This is a genomic window from Rathayibacter sp. AY1D2 (assembly GCF_002932695.1).
Classification (GTDB): domain Bacteria; phylum Actinomycetota; class Actinomycetes; order Actinomycetales; family Microbacteriaceae; genus Rathayibacter.
Map to the genome: position 1 here is coordinate 1 of NZ_PSVX01000086.1, position 11,676 is coordinate 11,676.

The following is an 11,676-nucleotide window of genomic DNA, read 5'->3' on the forward strand; positions in this document are numbered from 1 at the left end:
TCGCGCAGCTCCCGCACCGGCAGCGCGGGCAGGCGGCGCAGCTCGCTCCGGAGCTGGCGGTAGCCGCGCCCGCCCTCCCCGCCGCTCAGTACTCGATGCGCCCGCGCCGGTCGTGGAACTCGCCCGTCGGCCCGTCGGAGCCGAGCAGGGCGAGCGCGACGGTCGCGTCCGTGCCCTCGGTGACGGTCTGGTGCCCGCCGTGCCCGTTGAAGTCGGTCGCGGTGTAGCCGGGGTCGCTCGCGTTGATCCGCATCGCCGGCAGGTTCTTCGCGTACTGCACGGTGAGCGCGACGACCGCCGCCTTCGATGCCGCGTACGGGATCGCGGTGACGGGGAACTCGTCGTGGCCCTCGGTGCTCAGCCAGCGCGGCCAGCCGACTCCGGACGCCACGTTCACGACGACCGGGGCCGCGGAGGCCCGCAGCAGCGGGAGCGCGGCCTGTGTGACGCGGACGATGCCGACGACGTTCGTCTCGAGGACGCCCGCCATCGCCTCCGGGGTGAGGTCGTCGACGCCGAACGAGGTGCCGAGCACGCCGGCGTTGTTGACGAGCACGTCGAGCCCGGGCAGGGAGGCGATCGCGGAGTCGACGCTCGCCTGATCGGTGACGTCGAGGCGGACGGGGTGGGCGCCGAGCGCGCGGGCGGCGTCGCCGTCGGCGGTGTCGCGCATGCCGGCGTAGACGGTGTGGCCCGCCTCGAGGAGTCGGCGGGCGGTCTCGAGGCCGAGGGAGCGGTTCGCTCCGGTGATGAGTGTCGTGGTCATGCGCCCATCCTGCGCGGGTGGTCAGGCCTCGGCCAGGCCGCGCTCGACGGGGGGACCGGCAGTACCTGGCTCGGCGACGGCGGGCGGAGGAGGATGGGCGGCATGGAGGAGTTCGCCACGGTGCTGCGCTCGTGGCGCGACCGCATCCGTCCCGCCGACGTCGGCCTGCCCGCGGGCTCGAGCCGCCGCGCCACGGGCCTGCGCCGCGAGGAGCTGGCGGCGCTCTCGGGCGTGAGCGTCGACTACCTCGTGCGGCTCGAGCAGGGACGCGCACGGAACCCGTCGCCGTCGATGCTCCGCTCTCTCGCGGTGGCGCTCCGGCTCACGGACAGCGAGCGCGACCACCTCTAACGGGTCGCCGGCGCCGCCGTCCCCTCGCCGGGCGTCGTGCCGCAGCACGTGAGCCCGGGCGTGCAGCGGATCGTCGACCGCCTGGGCGACGTGCCGCTCGCGGTGTTCACGGCGGCCCACGACATCCTGCTGTGGAACCCGCTCTGGGCCGCCTTGAACGGCGACCCCTCGGTGTACACCGGGCTGGAGCGGAACCTCGTCTGGCGGCACTTCACCTCCGGACACGCGGGCACCGAGTTCGACGCGCAGCACGAGGAGGACTTCGCGAGCGACCTCGCGGCCGACCTGCGCACGGCGACCGGGCGCTACCCGCGCGATCCGGCGCTCGCCGCCCTCGTCGCCCGGCTGCGGGAGGAGTCGCCCGAGTTCGAGCGGCGCTGGGCGGAGGCGCTCATCGCCGAGCACCGCGCGAGCCGGAAGACAGTGACGCGGACGCCCGTCGGACCGATCACGATCGACTGCGACGTGCTCACGGCTCCGGGCACCGACCTGCGGATCGTCGTCTACACGGTGGCGCCGGGCAGCGAGGACGAGGCGCGGCTCGACCTGCTGCGGGTGACGGGGCTGCAGGCGCTGAGCACGGCGCCGGCGTGAAGCGGACGGGCGCGGCTGGGGCGCGCACAGCGGAGCGGGGCGCTGGCTGAACCGGGCTGAGCTGAGTCGAGCGGGCTGAGCCGAGCCACCGGGCGGCGCAAGCCGGGCTCGTCCCACGGCGGGCGGGGCAGGCCGGGCTCGTCCCACGGCGGGCGGGACCGGCTCGGCGCGGCCGACGGCGCAACCTGCCGATGCGGGCGAGCGGCGGCGAGTGACGGCCGAGGTGGACGGCGAGACGCGTCCGCGGCGCCGACGTCCGCGTCCCCGGATCGCCCGCCACCCCCCGCTCAGAACGCGCAGTACGCGGTGATGAACGCGTAGAGCTCGCCCTTCTGCTCGAGGGTCGCGGCGACGACGACGGTGCCCTGCCGGCCCGCGGTCTCGACGGTGACCGGCAGGCGCGTGCCGACCTTGTCCTCGGCGAGCGCGTGGGTGTCACAGCGGGTGGGGACGGCGTCCAGGACCACGGAGTCGAGGGTCCCGGCGGGCACGGAGCGGTCGAGGGTCCAGGCGTCGGCGGCGTCGGGCGGCTGCAGCAGGATCGTGGCGTCGACGCTGCGGAGCACGAGGGGGGTGCCCCGGACGTCGGCGGTGATGGTGAGGCGCGCCGGCTCGTGCGCGGCGCCTCCGGACGTGTCGATCCGCAGGGCGAGGTCGGCGTCGACGGTGCGGGCGAAGCAGCCGGACCGGGCGAGAGCGTCGACGAACGAGAACGGGTCGTCGGCGGGGTACGCGTGCTCGCCGTGGCCGTCGATGGCGAGGACGACCTCGAGCGCAGCGGGCGCTTCCGCGACCGGGCAGGCGGGCTCGGGCAAATCGACGCGGAGGTCGCGCGAGGTCCCGTCGGGGACGCCCGTGCCGCCGGTCCAGGTGAGCGGGACGGCGAGGCGCGGGTCCACGAGGCGGGCCGCGGTGACCTCGATCGGGGCGCCGCTGCCGTTGTGGACCTCGAAGGCCATGGTGCCGCCGGCGATGTCGGAGCGGTTCTGCTGGACGGAGACGGTGACCCCGGGAGCCGGGGCGGACGGGGCGGAGGAGCGGGCCGGGTCGGGGGCGGCCTGAGTCGGAGTGGCCTGAGCCGGGGTGGCGGTGGTCGGAGCCACGGCGGCCGCCTCGGTGCCGCTCGGGACGCCTGTCGCGCCTCCCGGCGCGCAGGCCGCGAGGGCGGGCAGGAGGAGCAGCGCGGCGGCGAGGGCGCGGAGGCGTCGCATCGTGCCTCCCTCCGCTCGCCGTCAGTCTGGCGCCCCGGACCCCTCTCCGCGAGCGGGCGCTCCGCCTCCCCGGCTCGATCGATGCGTCACGAACGGTCGCCACGGCGGCCGGATGACGACCGTTCGCGACGCATCGCCGGAGCGACGGGGGTGAGGACGCGGGGACGCGCACCCATCCGGGTGTGCGTCCGCTCCGAAGAAGGTCGGGGACTTCAGGAGGAGACAGATGGCACGCGGCAGATGGCACGTCGGCACGATCGTCGCGCGAGTGCGCGCATCCGCAGCGATCGGGGCCTCCGGGCTCGACGCGGTGGAGCGGGCGGAGCGCCGGGCCGAGGTCCTGCGCATCGCCGGAGGAGTCGACTCCGGCCGTCTCGGCGACGACCAGGCGATCGCGGCGTTCGGCCGGATCGTCGACGGCCTGCAGAGCGACCTGCCCGGCTCGGCGCTCGGCGTCTAGCCCGCGAGGCCGGCGTCCCGGTACCCGCCCGGAGCGGACACCCGCCGGGCCGACATCCCGAGCCTCCGCGGCGCTGAGACCCGCCGGGCGAGCGTGCCGACGGCCCACTGGGCGCGGAGACCCGGCACCCCGAGCACCCGCGCGCCGCGGAGCCCCGCTACCCCAGCGTCCCGAGCGCGATCCGCGGCAGCAGCCGCTGGATCGCGACGGCCGCCGCGCCGCGCGCCCACTCCACGAGCCCGCCGTCGTCGACGAGCAGAGCCAGGGGCGGAGCGTCCGGGTCGCGCGTGGCCGCGATCGCGGCGTCCACCACCGCGGCCTGCTCCGTGTAGAGGGCGACACCCTCCCCGGCCAGGATCACCGTGCCGGACATCGAGAGGTTGCCGATCGCGGCGATCATCGTCCCGAGCGCCGTGCCGGAGTCGGCGAGGATGCGCTCGGCACCGGGGTCGCCCGCGCGAGCGGCGGCGAAGGCCTCGGCCAGGGTCAGCTCGCGGCCGGTGGCGACGAAAAGCTGGCGGAGGAGCGAGGGCAGGCTGAGCATCGCGGTCGAGCAGCCGCGGTGGCCGGCCTCGCAGACGGGGCCGGTGGGATCCAGCGGGTAGTGGCCGCCCAGGCCGAGCCCCGCCTCCGGGGGCGCGACCACCCGGTCGTGCACCACCAGTCCGTAGCCGACGCCCGCGCCGACCGTGAGCACCGCGAAGTGCGGGATGCCGCGGCCGCGCCCGAACCAGTGCTCGGCGCCCGTGAGCGCGACCACGTCGTTCTCGAGGGCGACCGGCAGCCCGAGGGCGGCGGAGAGCGGAGCGGCGAGGTCGACGTCGCGCCAGCCGAGGAACGGCGCGCGGCTCACCCGGCCGTCGGCGGCGATGCTCCCGCCGAGCGTCACGCCCAGTCCGGCGAAGGCGGAGGGGCCGCCGAGCTCGTCGACGACCGAGACGATCGCGGCGATCACGTCGGCGGGCTCCGTGCCCGGCAGCGGGCGGACCAGCTCCCGCTCGGTGCGTGCACGCAGGTCGGTGCGGACGGCGAGGACCTCGGTGCCGGTGATCTTCACGCCCGCGAAGCTCAGCGCGTCGGCGCGGATGTCGAGCGGCCGGGCGGGGCGGCCGACTCCGGTGCTCTGCTCGGGGCCCTCGACGACCAGGCCGCCGTCGAGGAACGGGCGCGCGAGCCGGGTCAGGCTGGCGGGCGAGAGGCCGAGGCGGCGGCCGAGCTCGGCCCGCGAGACGGGACCGTGGATCAGGACCTCGCGCGCCAGGAGCTCGGAGGAGCTCCCGGAGGCGTCCTCGGCGACGATGGTGTCGGTCACGGGGCTCCTTCTTTCCGGCCTGGTAGAAAGCTACCGGCAGTGCGCCGCTCCAGGAACGGATCCGGTCACTCTCGCCGCTCTTGACACCCCTATTACTTCTGCTCTAGAAATAAGCCATGCACCGCAGCATCGCCCCCACGAACGACTCCGTGACCCTCTCCGGCCGGGAATCGCGCCTCTTCCACTTGCAGGACGGGGGCACCAGCGTCGTCGTCGACGCCCGCCTCGTCACCTTCCCCACCATCGCGCACTGGGGCGCCGCGCTCGGAGATCTTTCCGCCGCCGAACTATCCGCCCTGGCAGACGCCGCCCTCCCCCAGCGCGTCTCGGGCGGGCTCGACGCCTTCGCGCCGTTCGGCCTCGTCGCCGTCGAGGCCGACGGCTGGCAGCACGCCCCCACCTTCGAGGGCACCCACGAGCGCGCGTCCGCGTCGGAGCGGTTCGAGGTCGAGAGCATCGAGGCGCTCGGCTCCGCCCTCCGGACCGTCGCCACGGGCGCGGGCGTCCGGCTGACCGTGGACCTCGAGGTCGATGCGGCCGGCCTGCTCACCCAGCGCGCCCGGGTCGAGAACCTCGACGCCCGCCCGTTCCGCCTCGAGCGCTTCGAGCTCGGCTTCCCGCTCCCCGCGACCGCGCGCGAGATCCTCGACACCACCGGGCACCACCTCCGCGAGCGCCACCCGCAGCGCCGCCCGCTGACCATCGGCGAGCACACCCGCCGCACCCGCCGCGGCCGCCCCGGCGCCGACGCGACCCTCCTCCTCGCCGCGGGCACGCCCGGCTTCGGCTGGGAGCGCGGGCTCGTGCACGGCGTCCACCTGGGCTGGAGCGGCGACAGCTCGCTCCGCGCCGAGCGCACCGTCGAGGGCGTCTCGCTCCTCGCGGCCGGCGAGCTGCTGCGGCCCGCCGAGATCGAGCTCGCGCAGGGCGAGAGCTACGAGACCCCGGTCGCCTACGGCTCCTGGGGCGACGGGCTCAGCGCTCTGCAGGCCCGGTTCCACGCGTCGCTCCGCGCCCGCCCGCAGCACCCCGTCGCTCCGAGGCCCGTCACCCTGAACACCTGGGAGGCCGTCTACTTCGACCACGACCTCGCTCGCCTCACCGCCCTCGCCGAGCGGGCCGCGCGGATCGGGGTCGAGCGCTTCGTGCTCGACGACGGCTGGTTCCTCGGCCGCCGCGACGACACCGCGGCGCTCGGCGACTGGACCGTCGACCCTTCGGTCTGGCCGGAGGGCCTCACTCCGCTGACGGACGTCGTCACCGGCCTGGGCATGCAGTTCGGCCTCTGGGTGGAGCCCGAGATGATCAGCCCCGACTCCGACCTGGCCCGCGCGCATCCGGAGTGGATCCTCGGCCCGGCCGGCCACCTCCCGGCCTCGGGGCGGCAGCAGCAGGTGCTCGACCTCTCGCAGCGCGGCGCGTTCGAGCACGTGCTCGACGCCCTCGACGCGCTGCTGATCGAGTATCCGATCGCGTACCTCAAGTGGGACCACAACCGCGACGTGATCGAGGCGGTCTCGCCCGCCACCGGTCGCTCCGCCGTCCACGAGAACGTGCTCGCGCTCTACCGCCTGCTCGACGAGCTGCGCTCCCGGCATCCCGGCGTCGAGATCGAGTCGTGCGCCTCCGGGGGCGCCCGCGTCGACCTCGGGATCCTCGCCCGCACCGATCGCATCTGGACGAGCGACTGCATCGACCCGCTCGAGCGGCAGACCATCCAGCCCTTCACCCAGCTGGTGGTGCCGCCCGAGCTGATGGGGCAGCACATCGGAGGGCCGCGGTCGCACTCGACGCGGCGCACCCACTCGCTCGCCTTCCGCGCCGGCACCGCGCTGCCCGGCCACCTCGGCATCGAGTGGGACGTCTCGGATCTCGCCCCCGCCGTCGAGGAGGAGCTGACCGCCTGGGTCGCCTTCCACCGCGAGCACCGGGCGCTGCTGCACACCGGGACGGTCGTGCGCGCCGACCTCGCCGACGACGCCGCCTCGCTCTCCGGAGTCGTCGCCGCCGACCGCTCCGCCGCCCTCTTCACCTTCACCCAGCTGCGCACCGGCGAGACCTACCCGCCCGGACGGATCACGCTCCCGGGCCTGGACCCGGAGCGCACCTACTCCGTAGCGCTCGCCCCGGTCACGTCGCCGCTCGGCGGCCCCGGGCAGTCGCCGCTCGGCTGGGCCGAGCACGGGACCGCGCTCCGCGGCCGCGTACTGGGCACTGTCGGGCTCCAGGCCCCCGTCCTCGATCCGGAGCAGCTCATCGTGCTCGTGCTCACCGCCCTCTGACCCGCCCTCCCGACTCCGGAGCCGACCCGCTCCCCCGCCGCCGCACCTGCTCTCGCACCGCCCTCCGCGGTCGAGCGCGCCCTGAGACCTGTCCCCACGCGCAAGGAGGCGCCGCATGTCCGCTCATCCGCATCCCCCCGGGTTCTCCCGGCGGCTGTTCCTCTCGGTGCCGCTCGCCGCGGCGTCCGCCGCGGCCCTCGCCTCCTGCGCCTCCCCCGGCGCCGGCGACGGAGTGACCACGCTCGACTTCTTCCAGTTCAAGGCGGAGGCGGTGGAGGACTTCGCGCGGATCATCCGCGAGTTCGAGGCGGCCAACCCGGACATCCGGGTCATCGCCAACAACGTGCCCGACCCCGACACGGCCATCCGCACTCTGCTCGTCAAGGACAAGGTGCCGGACGTGCTGACCCTGAACGGCAGCGGCTACTACGCCGACCTCGCGAAGGCCGGCGTGTTCCACGACTTCACCGGCGACGAGCTGGTCGAGCGGGTGAACCCGGCGGCCCTCGACATCCTCGCCGCCCTCGGCAGCTTCGAGGGGAAGGAGGTGAACGCGCTCGCCTTCGCGAACAACGCGGACGGGATCCTCTACAACCGCACGATCTTCGCCGAGAACGGGATCGAGGTGCCGACCACCTGGGACGAGCTGATCGCCGTCTGCGAGACGCTCACCGCCGCCGGGATCACTCCCTTCTACGGCGCCCTGCTCGACAACTGGACCGGCGCCCCCGCCTTCAACGCGCTCGGCGGGCAGCTGCAGCCGGACGGCTTCTTCGACGCGATGCGCGAGGAGGGAGCGGCGCTCGGCCCCGACTCCCCCGTCTCGTTCTCGAAGGACTACGCGACGACGATGGAGCGGCTCGGGCAGCTCTTCTCGTACACGCAGGAGGGCTCGTTCGGCCGCGGCTACGACGACGGCAACCAGGCCTTCGCCGCGGGCGAGGCGGCCATGTACCCGCAGGGCATCTGGGCGATCAACCCGGTGCGCACGAACAACCCCGACATCGATCTCGGCGTCTTCCCCTACCCGGTGCTCGAAGACCCCGCGGACACGCGGGTCACCTCGGGCGTCGACGTGGCCGTCGCCATCGGCCGCGGCACTCCGAAGCTCGACGCGGCCCGCCGCTTCGTCGGCTTCCTGCTGACCCCCGGAGTCGTCGAGCCGTACGTTGAGAGCCAGGCCGCCTTCTCGCCGCTGGTCGGCGCCGCACCCAACTCGGACCCCACGCTGGCCGAGCTGCAGCCCTACTTCGAGCAGGGACGGCTGATCGGCTTCGTCGACCACCAGATCCCCGCGAGCATCCCGCTCAACCCCACGCTCCAGGCGTTCCTCGCCAGCGGGGACGCCGACGCGGCGCTCCGGACCCTCGACAGTGAGTGGCGCAAAGTCGCGGCACGCACGACCAGGAAGTGACCCCATGACCACGACCACGACGGCCGCCGCGCAGGCGGTGGCGACCACTCCTCCGCCGCCCGCGCGCCGCAAGCGCACCATCGGGCGCACCTCGAAGACCTTCTACTGGATGACGGTCCCCGCCGTCCTGCTCTTCTTCGTGCTCCACACGGTCCCGGTCCTCACCGGAATCTTCTTCAGCTTCACGGACTACGCGGGCTACGGCTCCTGGGACCTGATCGGCGCCTCGAACTACCTCGCGCTCCTCCAGGACGACCGCGTCTGGAAGGCCTACGGGTTCACCTTCGGCTTCGCGATCGTGGCGACCGTGCTGGTGAACGTGATCTCGCTCGCCATCGCCGTCGCCCTCAACGCGCGGATCAAGTTCCAGACGGCGTTCCGCGGGATCTACTTCATCCCCTACGTGCTCTCGACCCTGGTCATCGGCTACGTGTTCCAGTACCTCTTCGCGAACTCGCTGCCGCAGATCCTCGGCGCGATCCCGGTGATCGGCGAGAACATCCTCGCGAACGCCGACTGGGCGTGGGTGGCGATCGTGGTGCTGGCGGTCTGGCAGGCCTCGGCCTTCTCGATCATCATCTACCTCGCCGGACTCCAGACCATCCCGGGCGAGCTCTACGAGGCGACCTCGCTCGACGGAGCGGGGAGGTGGCGGCAGTTCACCTCGATCACGTTCCCGCTGATCGCCTCCTTCTTCACGATCAACATGGTCATCTCGATGAAGAACTTCCTCCAGGTGTTCGACCACATCATCGCCCTCACCAACGGCGGTCCCGGCACCTCGACGGAGTCGATCACGCTGCTGATCTACCGCGGCGGCTTCCAGGGCGGCGAGTACGCCTATCAGACGGCCAACGCCGTCCTCTACTTCCTCATCATCATCGTGGTCTCGCTGATCCAGTTCCGAGTCCTCAGCCGCAGAGAGGCGTCGTTCTGATGACATCGACCATCACCCCCACGACCGCGATCGCCCTCGGCGAGCCCGAGGGGCGGCGCCGGCCCTCCCGCGACACCTACCGGATCAACTGGTGGGCGACCTCGCTCATCGCGGTCTGCTCGCTGACGATCCTCCTGCCGCTCTACTTCGCCGTCGTGACCGCGCTGAAGACGCCCGACCAGCTCGGCGGCACAGGGTTCGAGCTGCCGACCTCGATCTCGTGGGGCAACTTCGCCGAGGCGTGGACGGCGACCCGCTTCCCCCAGGCCTTCGTGAACACCGCGCTGATCACGGTCGGAGCCGTCGTGCTGACGCTGTTCTCGAACTCGATGGTCGCCTACGCGGTCGCCCGGAACATGCACAGGCCGTTCTTCAAGGGCGTCTACTTCTACCTGCTCGCCGCGGTCTTCGTGCCGTTCCCGATCATCATGCTGCCGGTGGTGAAGGAGACGGCCCTGCTGGGCCTGGACAACCAGGCCGGGCTGATCCTGCTCTACGCCGTGTTCGGGCTCTCGATCAACACATTCATCTACACGGCCTTCATCCGCTCGATCCCCATCGAGCTCGAGGAGGCGGCGCGCACCGACGGCGCCTCGACCTGGCGGACCTACTGGCAGGTGATCTTCCCGCTGCTCGGCCCGATGAACGCGACCGTCGGGATCCTGACCTGCGTGTGGGCGTGGAACGACTTCATCCTGCCGCTCGTGGTGCTCTCGGAACCGTCCGCCCGCACCCTGCCGCTGGCCGAGTACGTCTTCCAGGGGCAGTTCAACACGAACTACACCGTCGCCTTCGCGTCCTACCTGATGGCGATGGCTCCGCTGCTGATCGTGTACCTCTTCGCGCAGCGCTGGGTGGTCAGCGGAGTGATGCGCGGGTCGATCAAGTAGCGGTCGCGGCGAGCGCCGCCTCGAGCAGGTCCGTGAGCACGGTGCCTCGCGAGCCCGCGTCCTCCGGGTGCCACTGCACGCACCAGAGCGGCGCGGACTCGTGCTCAAGGGCCTCGACGGTGCCGTCGTCGGCGCGGCCGACCACGACGAGGCCCTCGCCGGGACGGTCGACAGCCTGGTGGTGGGAGCTGCGGACGTCGAGCTCGGCGGCGCCGAGGATGCGAGCGAGGGCGCTGCCCGGCTCGAGCGCCACGCGGTGGTCGACCATCCCCGACAGGTGCTCGCCGGGGACCGACCGGCCGACGTGACCGGCGCCGGGCAGGTGCTGCACGAGGTCGCCGCCGAGAGCGACGTTGACCAGCTGCATCCCGCGGCAGATCCCGACCAGCGGGGTCCGCGTCTCGACGGCACGGCGGACGAGCGCGATCTGCGCGCGGTCGGCCGCGGGGAAGGACTGGCCTCGGTGCGGGTCGTCGGGCCGGCCGCCGTAGAGGGACGGGTCGACGTCCTCCCCTCCGGTGACCACGACGGCGTCGGCGGCGGCGAGCCGACGCTCGAGCTCGGCGGCGCCGGCCTGCTCGGCAGGGACGCGGTCGACCACGAAGCCCGCGGCGGTGGCGGCCGAGACGACGCTCGCGGTCAGCAGCTGCAGCTCGATCTCGAACTCGGGATCCTCGCGGCCGCCGTCGGCGACGTCGACGACGAGCAGGACGGGGCGATCGGAGGCCATGCGGACATCGTGCCACCCGGCCGGCTCCGGCAGAACGTCGGCGGAGAGCAGTGCCCCTCGGTCGAGAGGCGCGGAACCGCGCGTCCGGCCGGCGTTCTGCGCGAGCCCGCAGACCTCTCCCGGGGTCTGGTCAGGATCCGGCCCCGCGATCTAGGATGTTCACGTTCACATACCGTGCGAAGACGCACACCTCCGCGGCCCTGCGGATCGTGCCTCGACGCCGCACCCGATCACGAGGGCCATCTGCATGAGACGATCACGATCGGCGGTGAGGACCGCTCTGGCGGTCGCGACCGTCGCCGCCACGGCGCTGCTCGGCGCCACGGTCCCCAGCTCCGCCTTCGGAGCCACCGAGACCCCGCTCCTCCACTACACGTTCGACACCGCCCCCACCGGCACCACGGTCGCCGACACCAGCGGCAACGGCTACAGCGCGACGCTGCGCGGCTCCGGAGCCCAGTTCCGCAACGGGCTCATCAGCCTCCCCGGCGGATCCGCCGCGGCCGCCCCCTACCTCGAGATCCCCACCGCCGGCCTCGTCGGCAAGAAGGACCTGACCTTCTCCACCTGGCTCGCCCACAAGGGCGGCACCGGCAACGTCGCCGCCGCGTTCGTCGGAGCGCCCGTCGCCTCCGGCGCCGATCTCGGTGTTGTAGGGAGCGCCCGCGTTGACCGAGTTGGTGACGACCGACTTGGTGTAGCCGGAGAGGTTGCTCGGGTTGAGCAGCC

12 protein-coding genes are annotated in these 11,676 nt (G+C 73.3%); 8 read left to right on the forward strand and 4 right to left on the reverse strand.

The window, feature by feature from the left end; all coding sequences use genetic code 11:
- Positions 1-85: 85 nt before the first annotated feature.
- Entirely contained in the window at positions 86-766 is a 681-nt protein-coding gene (locus tag C5D04_RS16440) for an SDR family NAD(P)-dependent oxidoreductase (protein ID WP_104227483.1), read from the reverse strand.
- A gap of 102 nt (positions 767-868) precedes the next feature.
- Here C5D04_RS16440 and C5D04_RS18755 point away from each other — a divergent pair, with 102 nt between their 5' ends.
- Both C5D04_RS18755 and C5D04_RS16445 read left to right on the forward strand, forming a co-directional pair.
- Positions 869-1,117 carry a helix-turn-helix transcriptional regulator gene (locus C5D04_RS18755; protein WP_258068955.1) on the forward strand — a complete coding sequence of 83 codons (249 nt, stop codon included), beginning with the start codon at positions 869-871 and terminating at the stop codon, positions 1,115-1,117.
- Positions 1,118-1,153: 36 nt separating this feature from the next.
- Complete coding sequence (locus C5D04_RS16445) at positions 1,154-1,711, forward strand: hypothetical protein (protein WP_258068956.1); 558 nt, start codon at positions 1,154-1,156, stop codon at positions 1,709-1,711.
- Between the two features lie 287 nt (positions 1,712-1,998).
- Here C5D04_RS16445 and C5D04_RS16450 read toward each other — a convergent pair whose 3' ends face one another.
- Complete coding sequence (locus C5D04_RS16450) at positions 1,999-2,922, reverse strand: hypothetical protein (protein ID WP_104348043.1); 924 nt, start codon at positions 2,920-2,922, stop codon at positions 1,999-2,001.
- Positions 2,923-3,148: 226 nt separating this feature from the next.
- Here C5D04_RS16450 and C5D04_RS16455 point away from each other — a divergent pair, with 226 nt between their 5' ends.
- A complete protein-coding gene (locus C5D04_RS16455; protein WP_104232900.1) occupies positions 3,149-3,382 on the forward strand; it encodes a hypothetical protein in 234 nt (77 codons plus the stop codon).
- Positions 3,383-3,539: 157 nt separating this feature from the next.
- Here the strand turns inward: C5D04_RS16455 and C5D04_RS16460 are convergent, their stop codons facing one another.
- Positions 3,540-4,694: an ROK family transcriptional regulator gene (locus C5D04_RS16460; RefSeq protein WP_104348044.1), complete on the reverse strand. Its 1,155-nt coding sequence runs from the start codon at positions 4,692-4,694 to the stop codon at positions 3,540-3,542.
- A 116-nt stretch (positions 4,695-4,810) separates the two neighbouring features.
- Here C5D04_RS16460 and C5D04_RS16465 point away from each other — a divergent pair, with 116 nt between their 5' ends.
- From C5D04_RS16465 to C5D04_RS16480, 4 genes are all read left to right on the forward strand, one after another.
- On the forward strand, positions 4,811-6,976 hold the full coding sequence (locus C5D04_RS16465; protein ID WP_104348045.1) for an alpha-galactosidase: 2,166 nt from the start codon (positions 4,811-4,813) through the stop codon (positions 6,974-6,976).
- A 115-nt stretch (positions 6,977-7,091) separates the two neighbouring features.
- Positions 7,092-8,390: an ABC transporter substrate-binding protein gene (locus C5D04_RS16470; RefSeq protein ID WP_104348046.1), complete on the forward strand. Its 1,299-nt coding sequence runs from the start codon at positions 7,092-7,094 to the stop codon at positions 8,388-8,390.
- 4 nt (positions 8,391-8,394) lie between these two features.
- Positions 8,395-9,327 (forward strand): carbohydrate ABC transporter permease, encoded by a 933-nt coding sequence (locus C5D04_RS16475; protein ID WP_104225874.1) that lies wholly within the window; start codon positions 8,395-8,397, stop codon positions 9,325-9,327.
- Entirely contained in the window at positions 9,327-10,217 is an 891-nt protein-coding gene (locus tag C5D04_RS16480) for a carbohydrate ABC transporter permease (protein WP_374954393.1), read from the forward strand. Before C5D04_RS16475 ends, C5D04_RS16480 begins: the two co-directional genes overlap by 1 nt.
- Here C5D04_RS16480 and C5D04_RS16485 read toward each other — a convergent pair.
- Positions 10,210-10,947, reverse strand: coding sequence for a gamma-glutamyl-gamma-aminobutyrate hydrolase family protein (locus C5D04_RS16485; RefSeq protein ID WP_104255231.1), 738 nt, complete (start codon positions 10,945-10,947; stop codon positions 10,210-10,212). The genes C5D04_RS16480 and C5D04_RS16485 overlap by 8 nt on opposite strands.
- 268 nt (positions 10,948-11,215) lie before the next feature.
- On the opposite strand from C5D04_RS16485, the gene C5D04_RS16490 reads away from it, so the two are divergent.
- On the forward strand, positions 11,216-11,676 hold a 461-nt coding region (locus tag C5D04_RS16490; RefSeq protein ID WP_219813175.1), incomplete at its 3' end, for a hypothetical protein.

Bases quoted from the DNA above. Each gene is read 5' to 3' on its own strand.
- C5D04_RS16440 (WP_104227483.1), bottom strand. From the start codon at position 766: ATGACCACGACACTCATCACCGGAGCGAACCGCTCCCTCGGCCTCGAG.
- C5D04_RS18755 (WP_258068955.1), top strand. From the start codon at position 869: ATGGAGGAGTTCGCCACGGTGCTGCGCTCGTGGCGCGACCGCATCCGT.
- C5D04_RS16450 (WP_104348043.1), bottom strand. From the start codon at position 2,922: ATGCGACGCCTCCGCGCCCTCGCCGCCGCGCTGCTCCTCCTGCCCGCC.
- C5D04_RS16455 (WP_104232900.1), top strand. From the start codon at position 3,149: ATGGCACGCGGCAGATGGCACGTCGGCACGATCGTCGCGCGAGTGCGC.
- C5D04_RS16465 (WP_104348045.1), top strand. From the start codon at position 4,811: ATGCACCGCAGCATCGCCCCCACGAACGACTCCGTGACCCTCTCCGGC.
- C5D04_RS16470 (WP_104348046.1), top strand. From the start codon at position 7,092: ATGTCCGCTCATCCGCATCCCCCCGGGTTCTCCCGGCGGCTGTTCCTC.
- C5D04_RS16475 (WP_104225874.1), top strand. From the start codon at position 8,395: ATGACCACGACCACGACGGCCGCCGCGCAGGCGGTGGCGACCACTCCT.
- C5D04_RS16480 (WP_374954393.1), top strand. From the start codon at position 9,327: ATGACATCGACCATCACCCCCACGACCGCGATCGCCCTCGGCGAGCCC.
- C5D04_RS16485 (WP_104255231.1), bottom strand. From the start codon at position 10,947: ATGGCCTCCGATCGCCCCGTCCTGCTCGTCGTCGACGTCGCCGACGGC.